Here is a 25,665-nt window from a genome sequence, read left to right on the forward strand (position 1 = left end):
TAAATTCTCCTCTACTATTTAATAGGTTTACATTTTGGCCAAAATAATAACTAACAAAAAAAGATCCCTAAAAACGATATCATATCGCTCTTATGGATCCTGCCTGCATTACCAGTAACATGTCCCGTTCTTTAATTGTTAACTTAATTATATTACATTTAGATGTAATTTACAAGAGGTAAAAATTATTTTTGTAAACTTTTTCTTTAAGCCTATATCTACATGTTGGACATTATATTAAAAAGAAATCAGTTCCTCTATCATAGGGAACAATATTAATCTTTTCTTTTGTAAGTGATCTTATGTTATGACTTTCTTCCCAGTCAAATAGTATATTACTAATTGAGTTCTATGAGCCAAGTTACTCTTTCCCAATATGGTACTTATATGATTTTTTACCGTGCCCTCGCTTATAAATAACTTTAAGGATATATCTTTATTAGATAGCCCTTCTGCCATAGCCTTTACAATTTCTAATTCTCTTTTAGTATAAATACTATCATCGAAGTTTCCGCTCACATTATTAGCCTTTTGAGTTATTTTCTCAAAAATACTCTCCTCTAAAACATTAACCCCGTTATATAAGGACTTTATCATTTGCTTTAACTTTTCAGGGGTGTGATTTTTGATTAAATATCCCTTTGCCCCATTTTGTATTGCCTTTTCTACTAACTCATAATCATCAAAAGTAGTTAAAATCAACACTTTACCAAGATGTTTTTTTGCAATTTCCTTTGTAGCTTCTATTCCATCTTTATCAGGCATCTGAATGTCCATTAATATTATATCAACCTTATTTTTTGAACATAACTCTACTGCTTCTATTCCATTCTTTGCACATCCAACCACGTGAAAATCCTCATCCATACCTAATATTATTCTTAGACCATCTCGAACAAAGTCACTGTCATCTGCAATTACAATTCTTATTTTATCCTTTATATCATCCAATACGCTTGTCCCCTTTGATTGATTTTTCAGTGTTACTTTATTGGCAGAAGCATGTTTATCTCAAAGCCAATCTCTGATCTAACACTAAAATTACCATGAGCAGCTTTTGTCCTTTCCTTCATTCCAGCTAGTCCCATACCCTCTATAATGTTATTACAGACTCTTCCATCATCACTTATGCTACATCGAACTAATTTATTAAGAATTACTATATCAATTTTTATAGTTTTGCATCCTGAGTATTTCAAGGCATTTGAAAAAGATTCTATAGTATTGTCTAATATAACTTGCCAACTGCTCTCTGGAACCATTTTAATTTCTCCATTACAGACTAGTTTTGCATTTATATTATAGTTGTCATTAAAATTCTCGCAAAGATTTTTCAGCTGCAAAAGTGCTAACTGTCCTTTATTTGGCTTTTCATTTCTAAGAATTGCTCTAATTTCATCTAAACTTTTTCTTAAGGTATCTATTACAGCTTGAACAATTTTCTTAGAATCCGCGGGCTTACTTTCAATTAAAAGTTTACTAGCTTCAAGCTGATAAACAGATCCATTAATACTATGTCCAATTTTATCATGGAGAGCTTGGGATAACCTACCTTTCTCTTCAAGAAATAGATTTTCAAAGGCTAAGGTTGATTTTTTCATATCAGCTTTAGACTTAACTTTCTGATTTTCAATATTTGTCTTTAAACTGCTCTCATTATCAATAAAACTACTTAAATTTATTTTGTAACCTTTTATTATATAATAATGCTGAAAATAGATAATATTACAACTCACACAGGAAATAATATATACTAATTCATATCCAGCTATATGTACTATCCCTAAAAAAGTTAAAAAATATAAGTATCTAGAGAGGTGAAAATACTCCATTAAATCCAAAATCACCATGGGAATAAGTAAAAAATGAACCTCTCCTAAGCTGAAAATTAATATTCCACAAATAATTAAAGATAAGCTAAGTAAAATTATGCTCTTCTTCTCTAATAGCTCATATAAAATGGTAATTGCTGCAAATATAAATAGTAATCCTACTTCTAAAATATTTCTATTATAATTAACACTTCCACTTATATTAATGAAATATGTTATTAATGAAAATATATAAATTAGCTTACTAACTGGAAAGTAATACTCTGCTATCTTTTCCTTCATATTATTACCTCGATTATAATATATTGTATCTTAATTACATTATAAAATATAAACATAAGAATAAGAAGGGATATACTACCATATCCCTTCTTATTTTTATTTACTATTAAATTTTAATCCTAAATATCCTATTGACATGAAAATTGATACAAAGGCCATAACAATTACTCCAAATAAGATTATCCATCCACTAGTTCCTAGTAAAATTTGCTCTGCGGTTTTAACTATCCATGTCTGGGGCATAAGCAAGGAAATATTCTGCATCCACTTAGGGACAGTATCTATTGGAAAATACAAACCTGACATCAATGAACTAATTGTAACTATAAAGAAAGCTAGATAATTTGCTGTACTTACGCTTTCAAAAATAGTTCCTAAGGCTAATCTTAAGGTGTTAAATATCAACCCTAACCCAAATGTTAATATAGCAATCTCTCCTAAGTCCATACCTAAATCTACACTAACAAATAATTTTATACCAATAACCACCATAGTAGTTTGAATTATTAATATACCTAAAGAAGCTATGGCTTTTACAACTCCATAATTTAACATACTGCTCTTTGTAATTGTGATTCTTTTTAGTACCCTATTGTTTTTCTCCTCAATGAGTATATCTGATATAAAATTCCCACTGAATATCAAGGCAATTGACATAATCGCTACAAAATATCCAAAATCATAAATTTTATTTTTACCTGTATTATCTAAAATCTTTTCACCTTCGGAAATAGATACTGATTCACCTACAGTTTTACCTAATTCTGCTCTTTCCATTAACTCTTTAAAAACTTCTTTATCTCCATTAGCTATCTTTGAATAGGAATTAAATCTTAATAATACCATGTCTATATTACTTTTTAATATATTAATCCTATCATCAGTTCCTGTAGTAAATATAGTAATTGTATTATCATCGATTCCATTAAATATTGTTTTAGAAAAATCTGAAGGAATATAAATGAAGCCATTATTAATACTCTTATTTGCTAAATTTATTGATTTCTCTTTTGCATTCTCTAAGTTATTCATCATACCCTCTTCGACTTTTATATTATAGGCACTGTTATTTTTTAATACCTTTATTAATTCATCAGATTCTGAACTTGAAGAGTTATCAAATACTATTACGCTCATTCTAAGGGTATCCATAGTGTTCATACTGCTAATTTGAATTCTCAAAATTAATGTTGAAAATAGTGGTATTAGAAAAATTAGGAAGATTGAAGCTTTATTTCTTAGCATAAGCTTTATGTTGCATTTAAGCATTATAAAAAATCCTATCAAAGTGCTTCCCTCCTTTTAGCTGTAATTACTGTTCCTATAATTATTGTTACTATTGAAATTGCAATGAGTAATACTATGCACTTTACTGTATAATCACTACTCCCCTTTGTTGAAATTTCTACTAAAGATCTATTTATATAATATAAAGGTGACAACTTCGCAATGTTATCACTAACATAACTGTACATATACATTTGAGTTGACCCTCCTATAAATCCAAAGAAGAATGCAGAAAAGAATATTATTACATTTGTTAATGACTGACTTTTAAATATTATTGAAAGCACTATTGCTATAGATGAAGAAGCTATAATTTCTAATAATATTATCCCTGCTGAAAGAAAGGGAGTGTTTCCCCAATTTACATCCATCAAAATTATTGAAGCTAAGGTTGCTATTCCTATTTGAATGGATACCGTAATGACTGCTGGTATTACCTTCCCGAAAAGCAATGTTAGTGGACTGGCATTTGAAAGTCCAATTCTACGTGTTACTCCATATTTCCTTTCATTACATACCACAATTGATACTGTCATCATACTACACCAAACAATATAAGCTATTTCAACTATCCCATAATATTGAATTGCAGTTGGGGTTGGATCAACAGTTATAGTTTCTAGCTTAACAAAGCTCTCATTATTTATTGCACTTTTAGAGTTTTCTTCAATAGCTATCCCTTTCTCTTGAAAATAACTCATTAATGCTTTATTCCCGTCAAAGACATACATCATTGACCCAATACTATTTTCAAATATAGTTGTATTTATGGAAAAACCCTCTTTTTTATAAATTGTATAGTCACTATTAGTTATATCTACATAAGCATTTATACTCTCATTATTAATCTGTTCTATAGACTCATCCTTTGTCATTTTGGAAAATGTAATATTATTTTCCTCAAAGTTTTTAATAAACCCAGGTAAGTTCTTTTCAATTTCACTTCCAGATTCTACACTATACCCTACCGTAAAAGGTTCTATAGTATAATTTTTATTAAGCAAATCAGAAAATGCACTGGATAATAATGCTATGAGTATAATAGGCAATCCTATTACAAGGAGCATTCCTACTTTATCTCTAAGCATAAGCTTTAGATTGTTTTTCACTAAAGTTAGAAGCATTTTTAACAGTCCCCCTCCCCATAGTCTCTAAGACTTTTACCAGTTAGAGTTAAAAACACCTCTTCTAAGGACATATTTTTATCACTATCTGATACTAATGAAACAAGTTCTTCCTTTGTTCCTAGAGCAATTATTCTACCATTATCCATAATTGCTATCCTGCTACAAATTGCTTCAACCTCTTCCATATAGTGACTAGTATATATAATTGTTGCTCCTTGTTTATTTATATATTTAATTTTTTCTAATATATAATTTCTAGATTGAGGATCTATTCCAACTGTTGGTTCGTCAAATATTAAAAGTTCTGGCTTATGACTTAATGCACAGGCTATATTTAATCTTCTTTTCATTCCACCAGAGAAATTCTTAGCAAATCCATTCCTGTGTTCAGAAAGTCCTACTAAATTTAAAGATTCTTCTACTGCAGCTTTTAATTCCTTTCCCTTAAGTCCATAAAGGGCTGCAAAAAGCTCAACATTCTCCCATGCTTTAAGATTTCCATGAATAGCCAGCTCTTGTGGAATATACCCAAGTTTCGATTTTATTTTATTCATGTCCTTCTTATTGTCATATCCAAATACATTTATTTTACCTGAAGTTAGTTTTACTAAGGAACAAATCATATCCATAGTTGTACTTTTCCCTGCTCCATTAGGTCCTAAAAATCCAAAAATTTCACCTTTTTCAATCTCAAATGATATATGGTCAACTACTGTTTTATTGTCATATTTTTTGCTTACTTTATCTAAACATAATATTGCTGACATATTTAATCCCCCTTCTATAATTATCCAGTACCTATGATTAAATAATATCATATCCATTTTCTATTTTTAAGTGTAGAAAGGTACATTAACCTATTACTAAAGTAATGAGTTAATATACTGGGATTATTCTGCTATGGTTTATTTAAAATCAAATAAAAAAGCACTTGTATACCACAAGTGCCAATTAGTCCTCATTTTTCTTTGTCTAACAAAGCCTTATTCTCTATATAATTAAACCCCATATAAGATAAATGCAACCCCTATTACTAATAGAATTCTCACAAAGATTTTTATATGCTTAGCATATTTGTTATTAAGTTTATCTAATTAAAAATTAACAAAAATATACATTAAACTTATCCATATTGGTGATACCATTAGCCATATATGGTTAGTCTGAAATATCAAAACAATCCACACAGGAATTGCAAGTGAAATAAGTGAGATAATACATGGTTGTTTTATACTTTTATTCATCCTTTACCTCCTGTAAATGCTCTTCTACTTTTTCTAAAACCTCTATTTGCCCCCAAAAATCATTATGTTTAAAACCTTCATATGTTATCAAATTAGAACCGCAGGGAAATTGATTTGAAAGTTTAAATGAAGAACTATATGGTATTAATTCATCATCCTTTGACGCTAAAATTAATGGTTTAACTTTTACTGATTTTGCATATTCTATTGATTCGAATTTATATTTAACCAAATATTTTAACGGACCATAAAAAATATTCACTTGACTATTATATAAAGTAATACCTTCATCATATGGTGCTAACAAAATTAATGATTTTATATCTCTTTGTGATGCGAGATATGTAGCTACCCCAGTCCCAATACTATACCCCATTATAACAATATTTTTTTGGTCAACATCTTCACGTGATACTGCATAATCATATGTTTTCAAAGCATTTTCAAACATTGTTTTATCACTTGGAGTACCACTTGTATTCCCATACCCCGGATAATCAACCATCATAAAGTTATATTCTTCAAAATAACCCCATTTTTTCGAAACAAAATTATTATCAAATCTTCTAGCAGAACACTCACCATTTCCACCAAAATAAATAATTAACGGTGCTTTTCCCTCAATATTTTTCAATAACCAACCATTTAATATATCATCGTCTTTCGTAATTTTGATTTCTTCATAGTTCTCATTTTTAAGGTTTTTATTATACGCTTCTTTGTCTTGATTAGGATAAAAAAACATTTGGTCTGATAACAAAGAAATAGTAGTTGAAGCTGATACTATTATATTAATTAAAATTAAAACAGTTAAAAAGCATGTTTTTATTCGCTTACTCTTAACAAATCTATTTAGTAACTTACAAAATAGAATATTTAATATTAACAACAAAATTGCCATTACTACAAGTCCGAGCACTAAATCATCAAACTTTACTAATAAAAATAAAGTAAGCATTGTCAATATGCACATAAAACACGATAACATAAAATATTTTTTCCATATATCTTTAATCTTTTCTAACATTCAAAATCCCCCTATAAGTAAAGCAATATATAAATCTCCTTTAATTACCATTGTAACAGGTTTTATAATTCCATATATATTAATTGACATAAAGAAATAGAAGCAACTATGTGAAAACATAATCGCTTCTATTTCTTAACATTATTTTGCATCTGAAAAAGTGACTAAACAACTATCATTGAATATTTTTCTCTATGTATAACTCCAGATACTCTGAAATTCTATTAATCTGTTCATCTTTAGGCAAACAATTAACTAAGGATTTTAAAATATTTTTATTCTTTATATAACTCAAAGAAAAAGAAAAATTTAAATCTGTTATCCATCCTAATTCATATAATTTTCTATCATTATAATTCTTCAATGAATTATTACTAATTTTTCTATTCAAAAGGATATCTTTAAGCAATTCTTTATTATATCCTGATGTAAAAGGTAAATTATCTATAGCCGGATTTGGATTGTTTTGCCGTTCTTTTTCATATTCAATAACCACTCTAAAAATATCAAGTTTGTCAGCATCTCTTATTAATTTACAATACAATGCTTCTTCTTCATTTAAATTACTTGGAAGCTCTTTTGTGTTATGAAGACTTATAGCTTTAACTATAAGCTTTTGAGCACCGTCATCTAAATCTTCTAATATTTTATTTTCTTTCAATACTTTAATGCCTAGAGTAGCATGATTTTCTGAAAGGGCATCACTAAATGTTTTATATGTTCTAAATTGTTCAAATCTTCCTATATCATGAAATAAACCTATTATTTCTGCAGTATTAACTTCTTCTTCTGACAAATTTAAAGATTTTGCAATATTTACAGCATGCTTCGTAACCTTTAAAGTATGTTTTTCTTTAAGTTCAATATTTTGATTTACTACATAGTCTTCTCCATAGAATTTTTTCACATAAGACTTGAACCAGTTATAATATTCTTTAACTAATATACTTTCCATTTAAACTCCCTCTTTCAAGCCTCTCTAATATCATCTTTGACATATAAAATTTGGACTTTCACTTAATCATAGTATACTGGTTAATCAGCTATATTTCCACATAAATATGCATGTAGAAATCCAATATAAGAATTTTTAACTTAATCACTTGAGGTCTTATTTAAAATCAAATGAAAAAGCACTTGCATCCGCAAGTGCTAATTATTTCTTATTTTTCTTTTTCTAATAAGGCCTCAAACTCTGTAATTGTCATAGGCTTTGCATAGTAATACCCTTGTGCTAAATCACAACCAATCTCGCGCAAAAACTCAGCCTGTTCCTTTGTTTCAACTCCCTCAGCTACTGTTTCTATTCCTAAATCTTTTGCCAACATAACAATATTTTCAATTATCTTTTTACCACGAACTAAATTTGAAGTTTCTTTGAAGAATTCACGATCAAGCTTTACTACATCTATAAAAATATCCTTTAACATATTCAAAGCAGAATATCCTGATCCAAAATCATCTATTGATAGTCTAAATCCAATGTTATGAAGCCTTCTTGTAATATCAAGAATAATATTCATATTGCAAGAAAATGCACTTTCAGTTAGCTCAAGTTCCAAGATTCCAGGCTTTATATCATATTTCTCAACAATTGCTTTTAATGTATCTACATATTCTGGGTTATGCAGATGTAATCTTGACTGATTTACAGATACAACAATTGGCTTTTGTCCTTGTTCTTCCCACTCCCTCTGCTTTTTACATATTTCTTCTAAAACATACATATCAATTTTAGTGACAAAACCATTTTTTTCAAATATAGGGATAAACCTATCCGGCATTATAATTCCTTTTTTTTGGTGATACCAGCGAATTAGAGCTTCTGATCCTACTATTTTTTCTGTTTTAAACTCATATTTAGGCTGCAAATATACCTTAAAGTCTCTATTATCGAGGGCTTCTTGCATTTCGGTTTCTATTTCATTCTCCTGAATTATCTGATTACGTATATCATCATTATAAAAAAAGTGTGCACTAGTATAACTTCCCTTTATCATCTTAGCTGCAAGGCTTGCTCTATCGCTGATAATATCAATTGTAATATCAATATTCTTTATTACAAAAATACCAGCACATACAACCATATTAAACCGTGAATCGTGGTTTAACTTAAAGCTTAAAATATCTTCTGTAATTTTCTCCAACCGACTTTCAACTTCCTCTTTAACCACATATTCAAGGAGTATATAAAATTTATCGCCTGTAATACGTGCAAATGCTTCATCCTGATTTATCTGATGGGATAATACATTAGCCATATGCTTTAAAAGCAAATCACCCTGAGCATAACCAAAAAGGTCATTAATTAACTTAAATCTATCAATATCAAGCAGGATAAAAACATATTGCTTTCTATTGGATTTAATAAGTTTTTCAGCTTTTATTCTAAAGAAGTTTTTATTTGGGGCACCAGTTAAATCATCAATATGTTTACGATCGTTTTCCCTCTTTAAATCAAGTTCTTGTTCTTTCTTGTCAGTTATGTCAAAAACTATTCCAGCTGCAAATAAAGGCTTTCCATTAATATCTCTTTGTGTTATCTTGCCACGATCATAAAACCATTTCCAGCTCTTATCCTTAGCCTGAATACGGTATTCAACCTCGTAAACCTCCTCTTTACCCTGCATATGATTAAGCATTGCATTCATTGTATTCTGGTAGTCATCTGGATGTAATTTTTCCGTGAAAAATCCATAATGTACTTTTTTCGGTAATTCATCCATTGTATATCCCAGTGCAGTTACCTTTAACTTATTAAAAACAACAGAATTAGTTTTAATATTCCAGTACCAGTGACCTAATTTTCCAGACCAAGCAAAATCAAGCCTGTTTTCCTGCTCTTTCTCTGACAAGAGCTCCTTGTTAAGCATTTCAAGCTCAGTTATTCTCTCAATTAGCTGCTCACAAGTGTATTTTGAATGATCCATGTGCTTCACCTCTCATAATTCTATGTAGCGGTATTGTTTATTATTCAGAACAACATAAGACCCATTACAAGTTGAGATTTATTGAAGGTGGGTATAAAAAAAAGGACTTGTTTCAAACAAGCCCTTCATTTTTTCATTATAGAGTTAACCCCAGATTTTTTGCATATAAATCTACATATTTATATACTTTATCTACATCAAATACTCTTTTAATATATTCTTTTGCTTCTGTATCTTTATCCAAATGATAGCATGCTATCCCAACAAAATAACAATATTCTAAAGACTCACCCTTTAATTCATCCATTTTTATATCCGCTTTTTTTAATGCCTCTAAGGATTTTTCATATTCTTCAAGCTCTGAGTAAGCTCTTCCTAATGTAAATAATCTGTCTTTTTCAAGTTTAGATCCCTCTTGATACTCTACCATTTCAAGATATCTAACAGCTATATCATAATTTTCAGTATGATAATAGCATCTTCCAAGGGCAAATGTAAGACTTGGATCCTTCGCTTCATCTACACCACCTAATTTTAAATACTCTAATGCATTTGTATAATCCTGTTCATCAAAATATAAGCATCCTAGGAAAAAATATGCTTCCTTATTACATCTATTAAGTGAGATTGCTTTAGTTAAAGCAGCCTTAGCCTTATTAGAATCTCCAGCTTGTAAAGTCTTGATTGCATAATTGTAAAACATAGCTGAATTATTTTCAGGATCTCTTTTAAATTTTAAAAATAATATTACACCAATTGCTGCAGAAACAATTCCTGCGTACATATTTAAGAAGCTTAGTACCATTGATGCCATTAACAGATAAATTACCCATCCGCCTTTAAGTGTCTGATATTTAACTTTATATGTGCTTTTCTCCAAAGTAAATAATTCCTCCTGTCATTTTATTGTGTACAACCTTTATTTTTTTACTACAAATAAAGAATCAAATCCATATCCAATATAAAATAAAGTTGTCATTATTAATGTTCCTATAATTAAAAAGTTAGAACTTAAATCTATACCTACAGACTGACAAAATATAAATATAGTCAATAGTACAGTAGTAATTACTCCAATTAAATGAAGAACAACTTTTTTATTTTCCTTTTTATTTATTCCCCTTATAAATAAACCTACTTGTAGCATAAAAAACACCATTAATAATACAGCTATAAAAAGCCCTATATACGAAATATCACTCATATTTTAGCTTCACTCCTAACTTTAATTAAACCTAAATTAATTATATCATCATTACAAGTCCCAATAAAGTTATTTTATAATTAACTCTACAGGACAATGATCTGATCCTAAAATTTCACTGTGAATTATAGCACTTTCTAATCTATTCTCAAGTACTTCTGAGGCTAAGAAATAATCAATTCTCCATCCTGCATTATTCTTTCTTGCATTAAATCTATACGACCACCAAGAATATGCTCCTTCTTGTTCTGGATAAAAATATCTAAATGTATCAATAAATCCATTTTCTAATAACTCTGAGCACTTATTTCTTTCTTCATCACTAAAACCAGCATTTTTTCTATTAGCTTTAGGATTTTTCAAATCTATTTCCTTGTGGGCTACGTTTAAATCTCCACAAACTATAACAGGCTTATTCTTCTCAAGGTTCTTTAAATAATTTTTAAAATCATCTTCCCAAGTCATTCTATAATCTAATCTAGCGAGTTCTGCTTTAGAATTTGGTGTATAGACAGTTATTACATAATATTCTTCGAATTCTAAAGTTATAACTCTACCTTCCTGATCATGTTCCTCAATACCCATTCCTAATGCTACAGATAAAGGTTCCTCCTTAGTAAAAATTGCTGTACCTGAATAACCTTTCTTCTGTGCATAATTCCAATACTTAAAATAACCTGGAAGCTGAAGGTCTATTTGACCCTCTTGAAGTTTTATTTCTTGAAGGCAGAATATATCTGCATCTATATCATTAAAAATATCAACAAACCCTTTAGTTACTATTGCTCTTAATCCATTTACATTCCATGAAATCATTTTTTTCATAGGTAATACCTCCCTATTTTTTATGTTATTATAACATATAATAACATAAAAAAAAGTAGTGAAGAGTTTTTATCTCTTCACTACTTTTAAATTTAATTCTTAATTTTTAAATGAATGTATAGGAGCTGGAATTCTACCACCTCTAGCAATAAATAATTCTGAAGATTTTTTATTAACCTTCATAACTGGCGCTCTACCAAGTAGTCCACCAAATTCAACCATTCCTCCAACCTCTAATCCAATGGCTGGAATAACTCTTACTGCTGTTGTCTTGTTGTTTATAACCCCTATTGCAGCTTCATCTGCTATCATCGCTGAAATAGTTGATGCTGGAGTATCTCCTGGAATTGCTATCATGTCAAGTCCAACTGAGCATACACAAGTCATGCCTTCTAGCTTTTCAAGGTTTAATGAACCATTTTGTACTGCCTCTATCATTCCTGCGTCCTCAGAAACCGGAATAAAAGCACCACTTAATCCACCAACGTGACTACAAGCCATAACTCCACCCTTTTTAACTGCATCATTTAACATTGCTAGGGCTGCTATTGTACCATGAGTACCTACTGATTCTAATCCCATTTCTTCTAAAATATGTGCAACTGAGTCTCCAACAGCTGGTGTTGGAGCTAGAGATAAATCAACTATACCAAATGGTACACCTAATCTTTTAGAAGCTTCATTACCTACAAGTTCACCCATTCTAGTTATCTTAAAAGCAGTATTTTTAATAGTGTCTGCTAAAACATCAAATGATTCTCCTCTAACCTTTTCAATAGCTCTTTGAACTACTCCAGGTCCACTAATACCAACATTTATAACCTTATCTGCTTCACCAACACCGTGGAAAGCTCCTGCCATAAATGGATTGTCTTCAACTGCATTTGCAAATACAACTAATTTACCACAACCAGAACCATGTGTATCAGCTGTAAGCTCTGCAGTTCTTTTAACAACTTCTCCCATATCGCGAATAGCATTCATGTTAATACCACATTTAGATGTTCCTACATTAACTGAAGCACAAACCTTTTTAGTACTTGCTAGTGCTTCAGGGATTGAGCTTATTAATATTTTATCTCCCTTAGTGCAACCTTTATGTACTAATGCTGAGAAACCTCCAATAAAATCGATTCCTAAAGTTTCTGCAGCTCTATCTAAAGTCTTTGCAAACTCTACATAACTTGTTTCATCAGTTGCTCCACCAATCATTGCAATTGGAGTAACAGATACTCTTTTATTAACTATAGGAATACCAAATTCCATTTCTATATCCTTAGCAACCTTAACTAAATCCTTAGCTGATTCAGTTATTTTTTTATAAATTTTTTCTCTTGCCTTATCTCCATCTGAATCTATACAATCAAGTAAAGATATACCCATGGTAATAGTTCTTATGTCAAGATTTTCTTCTTCTATCATCTTTATTGTTTCTAATACTTTTTGAGCTGTTAAATTTAAAGACATCTTGTACCTCCTCTTATAATGAATGCATTGTATTAAAAATTTCTTCTCTTTGGATCTTTACGTCAACTTTTAGTTCTTTTCCTTTTGCTGATAATGCATTTTTAATATCTTCAATGTTGGCATTGGCATTGCTTTGATCTAATAACATAATCATTGTAAAATATTCATCCATAATTGTCTGTGTAACATTTAAAATGTTTATATTTAATTTTTGTAATTCAGCACTAACTCCTGCTATAATTCCTACCTGATCCTTACCTATAACTGTTAATATTGATTTCATAACGTCATCTCCTAAAATAAATTTTTACAAAATAAAAAAGCTCTACCAAATAAAGGGACGAAATTAAATTCCGCGGTTCCACCCTTCTTGACATTAGCCCTACTTTTCCCATCCTGCTCCAAGGCTCCCTTCATAATATCCCCTTAACTACTCACACCAATACATAGTCTCTCTTTAAAGTTGTATATTATTACTATTCCTCTTCTTAGCATTATTCATTTAATATATATATTATATATTTTAGACTTATTTGTCAATTATAATTTTATTTTGTTATATTATATTAATAATAGTAATACCTGCATAAGAATTTCTTATGCAGGTATTGCAAAATCTTTACATACGAATGCTAATTGGAATAACTACTAATGATATTCCTTCACATTTTAATCTGGGCTTTTCAGGAATTATAATCCCATTAGAATCCAGTATATTGCAATAATTATTGCAATTATCTAATATTTTTTCATAGTAATTATGCTGTGCTGTTTTTCTAAGAAGGCTAATACACTGACCATTAGGTGCTACTTTAATTACCTTTCCAAAAACTGTACAAGGACAATCTACCTTATCAAACTTATAAGCATTATTATTCATAAAAAAATTATCATTAACATTAACTACTATAGGGGTATTGCCACACATTAATATCATATCCTCTGTAGCATTTTTATTTAATAGCTCATTCAAATGCCCTAGAATACCATTCATAGATGTAAAATTCATTATGCTACTGTTTTTAGTAGTAAGCATTTTATTTAAATTATCACAACCAAAACAATTAAAAACTGTAAGGAGCGAATCTAAATAGGAATTAATAGATTCCGTTGTTAAATTACCACGAAGTTTAACATATTCACCTTCTTTTATCTGACCTTCATTAATGGTTACATTATCAAAACTCTTAACTGCATTTGCTGTATTTAAATTACTTAAAATCTGACTATGTAGGGAAAAGCTAGTGAATATAGTCTTTATCTCCTCTTCTCGTCGTATAAACTCTCTATCCTCAAGGCCTGTTGTATTAGAATTGCCTACATCACTTTGATCAACTTTTGATGTATTACATGTTTTAAATCCTTCTCTAGCATCCTCGGCAAATCTATCTTCACCGAAAATCCTTTCTCTATTATCAAACCCAGCTCTGGCCGTAAAGGTCTTATCCTGTATTATTCTTGAGGTCCTTATATCTATATATCCCTTTAACATTAAAGAAGATAAATTTTTGATTAATCCTTCATCTAGGTACATTAAAAGAGCAAGAGCATCTTCATCCATAAATCCACTTCCTACGTTAATGGTTTCATAGTATTTCTACTCGATATTTTCTAGTTTTATGACAACATTAAATTTATTTATCTAATAATTTAACTTTATCCTTTTTAGATACATAAGGATTATCCTCATAATAAAATCTATATAAATAATCTCTAGCTTCCTGCGCATAATCGATACCTACACGTTTACTTTTAGTAATTTTGCCACAAACGATTTCGTTTATTTCAAAAAGTGCTTCAAGATTCTCATCCTTTTCAGCTATATACATTTCTCCACCCCAAAACAAGGTGTTATTAAGACTCTTTGTAATATCAAGGGCCATACAAAGCTTAGAAGGTCCTGAAGTTAGATTTAATACTTCTTTATTTAAAAGCTGCTTATAATCTTTCCCATTTCTTTTAATGGCCATAAAATCTAATCCTATTAATGGCTCAATGGCACGAATCAAAACCCCTTGAGGTTCTCCTTCCTTCTCTGTTATAGCATTTAAGCATAGATACATCCCATAAATACTATAAAGGTATATAGTTCCTTCTTGTCCATATAGAGGCATAGTTCGCAAGGTTTTCTTTCCACCATAAACATGAGCTCCTTTATCAGTAATGCCACAATATGCCTCTGTTTCAACTATCTTTCCTCCAATTATATGACCATTAACTTCATGGATTAAGTACTTACCTAAAAGATCCTTTGCAACTTTTAAAGTATTTCTTCCATAAAACTCTTGCTCTAATATATTCATAAAATCCACCTCCGCTAAGTTTATTATTCTACAATAAACTTTAAATTATTTTATAAATTTTCTATAACATAGTATAAAAGTCCTTTATATTATACATATTAATAGTGTGAAAGGAAGTGCTTATTATGATTATAAAAAATGAATCTGATTCTCACGAACCTATCATTAGTAATACTTTAGATCAAACAAAAGAGTTAGATCCTAAAGGAACAGGACCATTAACTGAACATTATGAGGTACCGGGATTCGCAGGTGTGGGTAATCGTAAAAAAGCCACCGATTATAGCGTACATTAATTCCAAAAAAAACTGCCACAAAGAATTTAAATTCTTTGTGGCAGTTAATTTTTATAATATATCTCTTATTGATTTTATTAATTTGTCTATTTCTTCTTTTGTGCCAATACTAATTCTTAATTTATCATCTAGCATTTCACTACTAAAATATCTTATATAAATTTTAACTTTTATTAATTCATTCATTATTTCTGATGCTATTTTATTTTTTGGAGGCTTACATAATAAAAAGTTTGTTTGTGAAGGTATAACTTCAAAGCCTAACTCTATAAGCTTTTCACTTAAATATCTCCTATTTTCTATTACCTTTTTAACTGTCTCCTTATGATAAACCTCATCTTGCATTGCAGCACAGGCAATTGTCTGACTAATATAATTTAAATTATATGAATCCCGACATTTATCCATATATGCAATTAGTTTTTCACAGGCAAAACAATATCCAACCCTGGCCCCACATAGTGAATAGGATTTTGACATTGTTCTTAAAACTATTAAATTATCATATTCATTTATATATTTAATCATAGTTGCATCTTCAGTGCAGAAGTCCATATATGCTTCATCAATTACAAGCAATCCATCATAGGTATTTAAAAGTGTTTTAATTTCTCCTATTGATAAAAAGACTCCTGTAGGTGCATTTGGATTAACAATAAAAATAGCTTCAGCATTTTCCTTTAATAATCCAGGAATATCGATTTTGAATTCATTATCAGTTTTTACAAATACGCATTTAACCCCTTCCATAGAAGCGGAGGATTTATATACTGTATATGTAGGATAAGGAGTTGCTAGCTTCTCTCCTTCTGCTAAAAACACCTTTATAATAAGGCCAATAATTTCATCAGAACCATTTCCACATAAAACTTCACTACTCTTCACATTATATACTTTCGCTATAGCCTTACGTAACTCTTCGCTTCTAGCCTCAGGATAAAGCCTTAATTTATTTGGTTCTAGATTTTTAAGTGCTTCAAAAACCTTTGGTGATGGTAAAAATGCATTTTCATTTGCATTTAATTTAATAACCTCTTCATCATTCGAATCTGGTTGAAATCCAGGTATATAGGAATCAAGTTTTTCAATATAATCTTTAATTTTCATATAGTGTCACCCCAAATTTTTTTATATCTCTTAGTAATTATTTGTATTATACCAACTTTAGTATAGATATGTCCATTATTTATAGCCATAAAAAATGACTTCCATACCCTATGGAAGTCATTTTTTTCTAACCTATAAGAAGTTCTTCAATTAATTCTTCTAAAACATATTTAATATCTGCTGCTCCTTTATAATAAAGATACATGTCTACATCATCATCTCTATTTATTATGTCCTTTAAAAGCATATTTTCATCATAGAAACCTTTATATTGTTTGGACATACTATCAAATACTGCTACAGCTTTATACCTATCCCATAAAACCCACATTGCCTTCTTTTCCTTGACCTCTGGACAGTAACTTTTACTGAGTATTTGAATAAAATCTTTTAATCTGCAGTTCTCTAAAATTTCAATTCTCATTTCATTTGGTGCCCTTTTATCATCTCTTGTAGACACACTCTGTCGTTCCATACGTACTTTCATTGTTATCTCCCATAGTTCCCTCACGTACTAATTTGTATTACCCTATACAAACTGCAAATCAATTGTATATCTTTTCCATATATTTGTAAATATATTTATTTGAAATTTCAATATAAAAAATTTTCTAAACTATTTCATAGTTTTTTCTTATAATTTTATTTTTTCTTAGATATGTTCTTAAATATTTTAGCCTTTGTCATTAAATTCATACTATCCTCCGCCATTTCCATTAGCAAACTTCCCCTTGTAATAACCTTTCTCATTGTACGCTTCATGTTTTCCATATTGTATTTTTTCATAGCTTATACCTCCTAAAAATTACTTCTTAAATAGTTTGTACAAAATATGAAAAAATACACTATGATAATAATATAATTAAAAGGTCACTAAAAATTTAGTGACCTTTTAATTTTACCTATTTTAATTCAAAGCTTTGACAAGCAGTTCTATCATACATATTAGCCTCAACTCCAGATATTTCTATTTGTTCTAGATCACACATAGAATTAGAATTATGTTTGCATGTTTCAACGTAACAAATTAATGAATCACAAGATCCACCGCTAAAAACATTATTTGTAAGATCACTATATAACAATTTATTTAAAAAGGAACCACAACAGGTTTGTTCATTATTCTCAGCTGCTTTTCCACTTACGTTTACTCTATTAGCATAACAACTACTTTTTTTATTGTGCGAACAATTTGAAACAGAACATTCTATTTTACTCATTATATATTCCTCCTTTAACCTTTAAAATATCTCTCAAGTAAACCCTTAAAAGCTCTACCATGACGTGCTTCGTCTTTACACATTTCATGTACTGTATCATGAATTGCATCTAAATTTTCTTTTTTTGCTTTAGTAGCTAAGATTTTCTTCCCTTCACATGCTCCATATTCAGCCTCAACTCTAGCCTGAAGATTTGCTTTTGTATCTGCTACTACCACATCTCCTAATATTTCTGCAAAGCGAGAAGAATGGTCTGCCTCTTCATAAGCAATTCTCTTATAAGCCTCGCCAACTTCTGGATAACCTTCTCTATCAGCTTGCCTAGCCATTGCAATGTACATTCCAACTTCTGTACATTCACCCATAAAATTAGCTCTTAAATCATCAATAATATCAGGAGCTAAATCCTTTGAAATACCAATATGATGTTCATCTGCCCAGTGAAGTTCCTCACTCTTTTCCTTAAACTTGCTACTTGGGGCTTTACAAATAGGACAAAATTCTGGTGGCTTATCACCTTCATGAATATAACCACATACTAGACATATATACTTTTTCACTTAATAACCTCCTAAAATAAGTAGTATAGTTTTATTATTGCTATATTTGCACATTTAATTCACTATCTATAAAATTTTACAAAATAAAAAGGATGTAACTTTAAGTTACATCCTTTAATTTCTATAAAAATTTATATATTACTATTGCTGTTATTCCTACTAGACATATAAGAAGGGATAATACAACCGAAATCATAATATATTTCATACCTTTGTCATAGTTCTTTGTTGACTTATCATCTTCACCTTTTGCATTATTTAAATATTTTCTGCTTTTTAAAAAACAAGTGAAATTAAATATCATCATTATAAATATAATAGCTATAAATACTATTTTCATTTTAACTTCCTTTCTAATCTATAAAATACATCCTAACTAGATTTAAAATTATTATATCACCTTAATAGTCTATTTTCCATAAACATATATTAATATACAAAATTAAAAAACTACTGGAGGCATTTTATGATAAGATTTTTTCTCTATAGATTTTTTAAAGCTTTTGGGAAACCTATGAAAACTTTAACTAAATCTGTGTTATCAAAATTTATATCAAATGATGATTTACTAAAAACAATATTACTAGATAAAACATTCCATACCCTTTGGAGAAAAAAAATTGCTAATACCATAACTGACGAAAAATATAAAATTAAGAAATTGAAAATAGCGAAAATTAATACTAACTATCGAGCTTTAGTAACAGTCGTTCATTCCTTCACTTTAATAAATTCCAAAAATATACGAAACTCTAAAGAAGTTATGTCTTTCATAATTATTATAAAAAAGGAAGCTAGAAAATATTGTATTATAAATTTATGTGATAAAGAATATTCTCCATCTCAGTATGAAAGAACTTTATGTAACTGTGATAGCTACATAGATAAAGAAAATAGAATAAAATATTTAGAAGAAAAGATAAAGAAAATAGATATTATTTCAAAGGATTTTTCAGAATTTAAAGATGTAATTTTTAGAAATAATAAAGTTCTTTCTAAAAACAAATATTCAACCGCTGATGCTGTTACCTATGCTAGGAAATATGCTTTATCCTACAATAACAAATATAAAAGTTTTTCGAATTCTGGAGGAGATTGCACAAACTTTGTCTCTCAATGTGTTCATGCTGGTGGACTTCCTCTATCCTTAACTTGGAGACCTTACTCTACAACATGGATTAGGGTAAATGAATTATATTATTATATATTAAGAAAGGGTCTAGGAAAAAATTTATCCTCAGTTGAAAATAGTGAACTAGGATCAATACTTCAATTTTTTTCTGAGTCAAAGGGATTTTATTCCCACTCTGGTGTTATTACAGAAATTCTATCGGATGAAGATTGTCTATATTGCTGCCACAGTTACGATAAACTTGATTACCCCTTAAGTGAAATCTACCCATCAATTTATACAAAAATTAGAATTCTTAATATTACTTACTAAAAAATTAAGAGCTAGAAAGATAATCTTATCTAGCTCCAACTTTCAACTTGCAAAGAAATCCTTTAACATTTCTTTTTCACACTCAATAAAATTGTAATCCTGGAAATTTCTAATACTCACCCACTTACTATCTTTATATTTTTTACTATCTAGAATAAATCTTTCTCTAATTTCCCCTGTGCAAACCATAATCGACTCATCAGTTTCTTTATTAAATATGTATTCTTTAAATTCTTTAACATCAAATACTAATGCTTTCAAGTTTTCTTTAGCACATCTAGTTATACATTTATCATGAATTTCTTTTCCCTTAATCTTTTGATTTAATATAGACCAAGTTTCTATTTCTCCACGCTTGACCCTCTTATTCAAAATCAATACATTATTAAAATCATCTTTAATTATTAAGCTACAAGCAATTATTTTAGCCACAAAAGTCTCCCCCTAAATAGTTATTACAAAATACTTTTTACATGGTGATATTCTATCATTATTTTTAAAGATTTTCCATTAAAAAAAATCTTTTTTAGGTTTATTAAAAAATATATCGACCATACTAATGTTAAAGGGAGGTGTGTTATGAGTAAAAATAAGAAAAAAGAAATTATAGATGGAGTAATTAACTCAAAAGGAATAAAATTTCCTGCACCGATGAAATCATATAATTCCCCTACTTCAGATTATGAATTTACAGATCAAGATAAAATTGAAATTACCACACATACTAGATACTAATAAAAAAACTCAATGTAATTTAAATATTTTTAAATTACATTGAGTTTGATTGTATCTTATGCTATATTATAGAAATTTTTTAATATTACTGCCCTAATAGCTTGATAATTTATACTTGGGTTAAGTGTTTTCTTAATATCTGACACTTTATCAATACCTATCTTATTGCAGGCTTTAAGTATTACCTCTTCCTCTTCTTCTTCATAAAATTCTTTAAGGTTAAGATTGAAACTTACATCCCCTGTCTCTTTAATATAATCTGTAACATAACCTAAAATACTTGATACTGATACTTCAATATCTAAAGATATTTTTTTTATATGATGACCCTCTTCAAGCATAGAAATAGCAATTTCTTCATTTTTTCTGTCTTCCCCATCAATTACTAACTTTAGCTTGTTTCTCTCACTCCAGTTAACTTCTATGTTTTTCTCTTCTACATACGCTTTAACAAGATTTATTATTTTCTTACCATAAGTTTCAACTTTCTTAGGTCCTAGACCTGTAATATCCTTAAGGTCTGCTAAATTTATTGGATATCGTCCACTTATTTCTTTTAATGTATTTTGAGAAATAATAGAATATGGGATTTTACTTTCCTTGGCTGCAAATTTTTCTCTAAGTTCCCTAAGCTTTAAGTAAAGATTCTCATCTGTACTTACATTAAAGTTACTAGGTAATTTCTTCTCAACTTCAATCTTAGGGCCCTTTACTATATTATTTGTACTAACATATTCAGCTATTACCTTTATAAAGGCCTCTCCATATTTTTCATACTTCATTTCTCCCACCCCTGATATTTCTAACATTTGTTCTTTAGTTAATGGATAGTCATTACTCATTTCTTTTAATGTCCTATCACCAAACACAACATAAGGTGGAACTTTCTGCTCAGTTGCAATGTTAAATCTTAACGCCTTTAGCTTGTTAAATAAATCACTATAATCAAAGGAAGTATCCTTTACCTTTATATTTTTAAATATTACCTTTTCCTCTCCTTTAAGCACTTTTACAGAGAGTGGATTTAATCTTAGTATGGGGTAAGTACCCTCAACTTGTTCCATAAACCCATGAGAAATCAAGGTGTTAATAAATCCTACTAAATCATCTTTTTTGTAATCTTTCATAATTCCATAGGTAGAAATATTATTGAAATCCAAACTTATTATCTTTTGATTTTTAGATCCTCTTAATACATCCACTAATATAGTAGCTCCATATCCTCTTTTCATTCTTCCAATACAGGATAATACTTTTTGAGCATCTATTGTTCTATCTTGTTCTTCTCCATCACTTAAGCAATTACTACAGTTATTACAGTCTTCCTTTAATTCTTCTCCAAAATAATTAAGTATGAACTTTCTATAACATCCAGATGAATGTACCAAAGCCACCATCTCTTGAAGTTTTTTGTATGCAATAGCCTTTCTATCTTCACTTTTTAAACCTACATCAATTAAATATTTTTGCATATGTATATCTCCCGGTGTAAAAAGCAATATACACTCACTCTTTTCTCCATCACGACCAGCTCTACCTATCTCCTGATAATATCCCTCTATACTTTGAGGCATATTATTATGTATTACAAATCTAACATTAGGTTTATCTATCCCCATACCAAAGGCATTAGTTGCTACCATTATATTCTTTTTATCTTTAATAAAAAGATCTTGATATTCTTTCCTCTCTTTATCTGAAAGCCCAGCATGGTATTTACAAGCAGAATATCCAAGCGCCTTTACATCCTCGTATATAGAATTCACTTCTTTTCTAGTTGCGCAATATATAATTCCAGACGCCTGAGAATTCTTCTTTAAATACTCCTTTAAAAATCTATCTTTTCGTCCTTCTTTAATAACATTTATCTCCAAGTTTTCTCTGTCAAAACCACTAACAAAGACCTCTGGATCTCTAAGCCTTAGTAATTTAACTATGTCTTTTTGAACTTCTTGAGATGCTGTGGCTGTAAATGCAGTTATTACTGGCCTAGCTGTAAAACTTTCAATAAAATCTCCGATTTTTCTATAGCTAACCCTAAAATCATGCCCCCATTGTGAAACACAGTGAGCTTCATCAATTGCAATTTGAGATATGGAAATAGAATTAATAGTATCCAAAAATACTCTTGAGTCTAATCTTTCAGGTGCAATATAAATCATTTTGTATTCATTATTTTTTAAGCCATATAAAACTTCATTAAATTCATTAGTATCTAATGTACTATTAAGAAAAGCTGCCTTTATACCTACAGAACTCAATGCATCAACCTGATCCTTCATTAAGGATACTAATGGTGATACAACTAATGTCACACCGTCAAGTAATAAAGCTGGTATCTGAAAGCATATAGATTTACCTGCCCCTGTAGGCATTACTGCAAGCAAATCTTTTTTATTTAAAATATTAGATATAATTTTTTCTTGACCTGGTCTAAAATCTTTATATCCATAGTACTTTTCTAAAATTTTTCTAATTTCTTTCATTTAAATATTCACTCCTATCCCGTTATAGTTCCATATTAACATAATTAACAAGAAGTTCTGTTCTTATTCAAGAATTAATTTTAATATTTAAAAGGTTACTTTACACAACAAATATTATTTTTCTTATTGGTTAAACTATTTAGGTATACAGTTAATAAAGGAGGCTTATATTTTGGACAATAATAAAAACCGTGAAAAGGATAGACCAAAATCAAATGCAGAAAAAAGAAAAATGTATTCTGAAGCTGGTGCAGATATAGGAATTGAAAATGGAGAAAAAATTGGTAGTGATGCTAACGGTAGTAAATTTACTAAAAGGTCAAAATTATCTCATAACAAATAGAAGTTTAATAAAAAAAGGTAATCTATAAATTATAGATTACCTTTTTCTTACCTACCCCTCTATTTTTCTTTCATTAATAAATTCTTCTTCTCCTAACTGTAATTTTTCACAAGCCTCTTCAAATGAGCACCCTTCCTCATCCATATATTTTGCTACATAGTTATCTAGCGACGGTATACAATTTTTAAATTCCATTCATAATCCTCCCTTTATTGGTTTAATAATTATTCTTTGCATAATTACATAGTTTTAAACTCGATTTTGTAATTTTAATAATCTCTTAATAAATAAATATAAATTCTATAAAACTCGCTATGAATTTTATAGAACTTATATTCTTAATCTATATTTTTACAGGCAATTACGTTAACTCCTGTATCTAATATATTCTTAACTATAATGTCCCCAGCCTTAATTGGTGCATTTATCGCCAAACTATTTAAAATTTCCATACATTTAAATTTCATATTTTTTGGTATTGCCTTTTCAGTTTTAACTGGAAGAAGCTTATGATCTCCTTCAATAACTTTAACTGTGGTTGTTATTATTCTCACAGGGTTTGTGACCTCATTTAAGCCATATTCTTTACCTTTTATACAGCTATTGCCTTCAACCGTGAGTCTGTCTATGTCAACGTTTAAATAACATCCCCTAGGACAGTTAATACAAATTAATCTTTTTATCATTCTACTCCCCATCCTCAAGATATATAACAATATCTTCATTAATATTTTCCAAGAGTTTCTTATTTAAAATAATTTTCTCCATTTCAGAGGGAGCTAAATGTACACGTTTAAATATTGCTATAACTTTTTCTCCACTTGTAACCTTTATAACTTTATTTTTATATATACTATTAACTCTCATAAATATAGTTACATCTTTTTCCACACTTTTAGGTGAAATTCTTTGAGGAACAGTATAATTAATATTTTTCCCATTAATTATATTAATTGTTTTACCCTGAAGATCTTTACCTTTTAAATATTTTGCTGCCCCTCTGCCTGCATGTTTAGATTCTTCTGTAACAAAATCCACTAAGTCATGGACATGAACTACATTTCCACAAGCAAATACACCTTCCATAGAAGTTTCCATATTTTCATTTACAATAAGTCCATTTATTCTTCTGTCTCCTTTAATACCTGCCTTATAAGAAAGCTCATTTTCAGGTATTAGCCCTACAGATAATAGTAAAGTATCACACTTAAACACCTTTTCTGTGCCCTTTATTGGTTTTTTATCTTCACCAACCTGAGCAATAGCAACTTCCTCTAATCTCTTCTTACCCCTAATTTCTACTATAGTATGAGAAAGATATAAAGGAATATTATAATCCTCTAAGCATTGAACTATATTTCTATTTAATCCATTAGAATAAGGCATAAGCTCTACTACAGCCTTAACCTTAGCACCCTCTAAAGTCATTCTTCTAGCCATAATAAGTCCAATATCACCAGAACCTAATATAACAACTTCACGTCCTGGCATATAACCCTCTATATTTATAAATCTCTGAGCTACACCTGCACTAAATATACCAGAGGGTCTATCTCCGGGTATTGCTATAGCTCCCCTAGTTCTTTCTCTACATCCCATTGCTAGCACAACAGCCGCAGCTTCCACAGTGAAATATCCCTCTTGTGAATTAACAACCTGTATAATTTTATTTTCTCCTATATTAAGAACCATGCTATCTAAAAGTATCTCAATTTTAGTTTCCTTTACCATTCTAATAAATCTCCCTGCATATTCAGGGCCTGTAAGTTCCTCATTAAAAGTATGAAGTCCAAAACCATTATGTATACATTGATTTAATATTCCTCCAAGCTCCTTATCTCGCTCTATAATAAGTATGTTTTTTATTCCATTATTATAAGCTTCATAAGCCGCTGCTAAACCTGCCGGACCTCCACCAATTACAACTAAATCATATTTCATCCATC

At 29.5% G+C, this 25,665-nt stretch carries 31 protein-coding genes; 4 read left to right on the forward strand and 27 right to left on the reverse strand.

The genetic code is table 11. The annotated features are described in order from the left end of the window. Positions 1-300: 300 nt before the first annotated feature. From CLVI_RS08265 to CLVI_RS08335, 16 genes are all read right to left on the reverse strand, one after another. Entirely contained in the window at positions 301-951 is a 651-nt protein-coding gene (locus CLVI_RS08265; protein WP_242980627.1) for a response regulator, read from the reverse strand. Between the two features lie 32 nt (positions 952-983). Continuing rightward, positions 984-2,114: a sensor histidine kinase gene (locus tag CLVI_RS08270; protein WP_106059653.1), complete on the reverse strand. Its 1,131-nt coding sequence runs from the start codon at positions 2,112-2,114 to the stop codon at positions 984-986. Between the two features lie 96 nt (positions 2,115-2,210). After that, positions 2,211-3,401, reverse strand: coding sequence for an ABC transporter permease (locus tag CLVI_RS08275; RefSeq protein WP_106059654.1), 1,191 nt, complete (start codon positions 3,399-3,401; stop codon positions 2,211-2,213). Further along, entirely contained in the window at positions 3,398-4,525 is a 1,128-nt protein-coding gene (locus CLVI_RS08280; protein WP_106059655.1) for an ABC transporter permease, read from the reverse strand. Before CLVI_RS08280 ends, CLVI_RS08275 begins: the two co-directional genes overlap by 4 nt. Before the next feature lie 2 nt (positions 4,526-4,527). After that, entirely contained in the window at positions 4,528-5,295 is a 768-nt protein-coding gene (locus CLVI_RS08285; protein ID WP_106059656.1) for an ABC transporter ATP-binding protein, read from the reverse strand. A 327-nt stretch (positions 5,296-5,622) separates the two neighbouring features. Beyond that, positions 5,623-5,772: a hypothetical protein gene (locus tag CLVI_RS17675; protein WP_207655348.1), complete on the reverse strand. Its 150-nt coding sequence runs from the start codon at positions 5,770-5,772 to the stop codon at positions 5,623-5,625. Continuing rightward, positions 5,765-6,799, reverse strand: coding sequence for an alpha/beta hydrolase (locus CLVI_RS08290; RefSeq protein ID WP_106059657.1), 1,035 nt, complete (start codon positions 6,797-6,799; stop codon positions 5,765-5,767). The genes CLVI_RS17675 and CLVI_RS08290 overlap by 8 nt, the downstream gene beginning before the upstream one ends. Before the next feature lie 175 nt (positions 6,800-6,974). Beyond that, entirely contained in the window at positions 6,975-7,754 is a 780-nt protein-coding gene (locus tag CLVI_RS08295; RefSeq protein WP_106059658.1) for an HD domain-containing protein, read from the reverse strand. A 208-nt stretch (positions 7,755-7,962) separates the two neighbouring features. Then, the gene (locus CLVI_RS08300) at positions 7,963-9,729 is read right to left on the reverse strand and encodes a sensor domain-containing protein (protein ID WP_106059659.1); all 1,767 of its coding nucleotides are present in this window, start codon (positions 9,727-9,729) and stop codon (positions 7,963-7,965) included. 136 nt (positions 9,730-9,865) lie between these two features. Then, positions 9,866-10,609, reverse strand: coding sequence for a tetratricopeptide repeat protein (locus CLVI_RS08305; RefSeq protein WP_106059660.1), 744 nt, complete (start codon positions 10,607-10,609; stop codon positions 9,866-9,868). A 39-nt stretch (positions 10,610-10,648) separates the two neighbouring features. Then, positions 10,649-10,933: a hypothetical protein gene (locus tag CLVI_RS08310; RefSeq protein WP_106059661.1), complete on the reverse strand. Its 285-nt coding sequence runs from the start codon at positions 10,931-10,933 to the stop codon at positions 10,649-10,651. 69 nt (positions 10,934-11,002) lie between these two features. Beyond that, a complete protein-coding gene (locus CLVI_RS08315) occupies positions 11,003-11,758 on the reverse strand; it encodes an exodeoxyribonuclease III (RefSeq protein ID WP_106059662.1) in 756 nt (251 codons plus the stop codon). Between the two features lie 99 nt (positions 11,759-11,857). Further along, the gene (locus CLVI_RS08320; RefSeq protein ID WP_106059663.1) at positions 11,858-13,225 is read right to left on the reverse strand and encodes a PFL family protein; all 1,368 of its coding nucleotides are present in this window, start codon (positions 13,223-13,225) and stop codon (positions 11,858-11,860) included. 13 nt (positions 13,226-13,238) lie between these two features. Then, a complete protein-coding gene (locus tag CLVI_RS08325) occupies positions 13,239-13,508 on the reverse strand; it encodes an ACT domain-containing protein (protein WP_106059664.1) in 270 nt (89 codons plus the stop codon). A gap of 336 nt (positions 13,509-13,844) precedes the next feature. Further along, on the reverse strand, positions 13,845-14,786 hold the full coding sequence (locus tag CLVI_RS08330; protein WP_106059665.1) for a DUF6414 family protein: 942 nt from the start codon (positions 14,784-14,786) through the stop codon (positions 13,845-13,847). A 73-nt stretch (positions 14,787-14,859) separates the two neighbouring features. Next, positions 14,860-15,528 (reverse strand): DNA-3-methyladenine glycosylase, encoded by a 669-nt coding sequence (locus CLVI_RS08335; protein WP_106059666.1) that lies wholly within the window; start codon positions 15,526-15,528, stop codon positions 14,860-14,862. A gap of 125 nt (positions 15,529-15,653) precedes the next feature. Between CLVI_RS08335 and CLVI_RS17440 the strand changes: the two genes are divergently transcribed. After that, positions 15,654-15,824, forward strand: a complete 171-nt coding sequence (locus CLVI_RS17440; protein ID WP_170065628.1) for a hypothetical protein — start codon at positions 15,654-15,656, stop codon at positions 15,822-15,824. 51 nt (positions 15,825-15,875) lie between these two features. Here the strand turns inward: CLVI_RS17440 and hisC are convergent, their stop codons facing one another. From hisC to CLVI_RS08360, 6 genes are all read right to left on the reverse strand, one after another. Continuing rightward, positions 15,876-16,931, reverse strand: coding sequence for a histidinol-phosphate transaminase (gene hisC / locus CLVI_RS08340; RefSeq protein ID WP_106059667.1), 1,056 nt, complete (start codon positions 16,929-16,931; stop codon positions 15,876-15,878). A gap of 127 nt (positions 16,932-17,058) precedes the next feature. Next, positions 17,059-17,418: a hypothetical protein gene (locus tag CLVI_RS08345; RefSeq protein WP_106059668.1), complete on the reverse strand. Its 360-nt coding sequence runs from the start codon at positions 17,416-17,418 to the stop codon at positions 17,059-17,061. A gap of 155 nt (positions 17,419-17,573) precedes the next feature. Continuing rightward, entirely contained in the window at positions 17,574-17,717 is a 144-nt protein-coding gene (locus CLVI_RS17445) for a hypothetical protein (protein ID WP_170065629.1), read from the reverse strand. 116 nt (positions 17,718-17,833) lie between these two features. Then, positions 17,834-18,151, reverse strand: coding sequence for a DUF1540 domain-containing protein (locus tag CLVI_RS08350; protein WP_106059669.1), 318 nt, complete (start codon positions 18,149-18,151; stop codon positions 17,834-17,836). A gap of 14 nt (positions 18,152-18,165) precedes the next feature. Continuing rightward, positions 18,166-18,711, reverse strand: a complete 546-nt coding sequence (locus tag CLVI_RS08355) for an NADH peroxidase (protein ID WP_106059670.1) — start codon at positions 18,709-18,711, stop codon at positions 18,166-18,168. 121 nt (positions 18,712-18,832) lie between these two features. Then, the gene (locus tag CLVI_RS08360) at positions 18,833-19,051 is read right to left on the reverse strand and encodes a hypothetical protein (protein ID WP_106059671.1); all 219 of its coding nucleotides are present in this window, start codon (positions 19,049-19,051) and stop codon (positions 18,833-18,835) included. Positions 19,052-19,177: 126 nt separating this feature from the next. Here CLVI_RS08360 and CLVI_RS08365 point away from each other — a divergent pair, with 126 nt between their 5' ends. Then, positions 19,178-20,155, forward strand: coding sequence for an amidase domain-containing protein (locus CLVI_RS08365; protein WP_106059672.1), 978 nt, complete (start codon positions 19,178-19,180; stop codon positions 20,153-20,155). A 42-nt stretch (positions 20,156-20,197) separates the two neighbouring features. Here the strand turns inward: CLVI_RS08365 and CLVI_RS08370 are convergent, their stop codons facing one another. After that, positions 20,198-20,587, reverse strand: a complete 390-nt coding sequence (locus CLVI_RS08370) for a hypothetical protein (protein ID WP_106059673.1) — start codon at positions 20,585-20,587, stop codon at positions 20,198-20,200. Between the two features lie 147 nt (positions 20,588-20,734). Here CLVI_RS08370 and CLVI_RS17450 point away from each other — a divergent pair, with 147 nt between their 5' ends. Then, positions 20,735-20,890, forward strand: coding sequence for a hypothetical protein (locus CLVI_RS17450; protein ID WP_170065630.1), 156 nt, complete (start codon positions 20,735-20,737; stop codon positions 20,888-20,890). Positions 20,891-20,946: 56 nt separating this feature from the next. On the opposite strand, the gene recQ is transcribed toward CLVI_RS17450, so the two are convergent. Then, positions 20,947-23,376 (reverse strand): DNA helicase RecQ, encoded by a 2,430-nt coding sequence (gene recQ, locus CLVI_RS08375; protein WP_106059674.1) that lies wholly within the window; start codon positions 23,374-23,376, stop codon positions 20,947-20,949. A gap of 172 nt (positions 23,377-23,548) precedes the next feature. On the opposite strand from recQ, the gene CLVI_RS08380 reads away from it, so the two are divergent. After that, a complete protein-coding gene (locus tag CLVI_RS08380; protein WP_106059675.1) occupies positions 23,549-23,719 on the forward strand; it encodes a hypothetical protein in 171 nt (56 codons plus the stop codon). Between the two features lie 51 nt (positions 23,720-23,770). Here CLVI_RS08380 and CLVI_RS17455 read toward each other — a convergent pair whose 3' ends face one another. The 3 genes from CLVI_RS17455 to CLVI_RS08390 all read right to left on the reverse strand — a co-directional run bounded on the left by CLVI_RS17455 (position 23,771) and on the right by CLVI_RS08390 (position 25,660). Then, on the reverse strand, positions 23,771-23,914 hold the full coding sequence (locus CLVI_RS17455; RefSeq protein ID WP_170065631.1) for a hypothetical protein: 144 nt from the start codon (positions 23,912-23,914) through the stop codon (positions 23,771-23,773). 143 nt (positions 23,915-24,057) lie between these two features. Continuing rightward, on the reverse strand, positions 24,058-24,405 hold the full coding sequence (locus CLVI_RS08385) for a DUF1667 domain-containing protein (protein ID WP_106059676.1): 348 nt from the start codon (positions 24,403-24,405) through the stop codon (positions 24,058-24,060). Between the two features lies 1 nt (position 24,406). Further along, entirely contained in the window at positions 24,407-25,660 is a 1,254-nt protein-coding gene (locus CLVI_RS08390; RefSeq protein WP_106059677.1) for an NAD(P)/FAD-dependent oxidoreductase, read from the reverse strand. Between the last annotated feature and the right edge of the window lie 5 nt (positions 25,661-25,665).

The organism is Clostridium vincentii, assembly GCF_002995745.1.
Lineage (GTDB): Bacteria > Bacillota > Clostridia > Clostridiales > Clostridiaceae > Clostridium > Clostridium vincentii.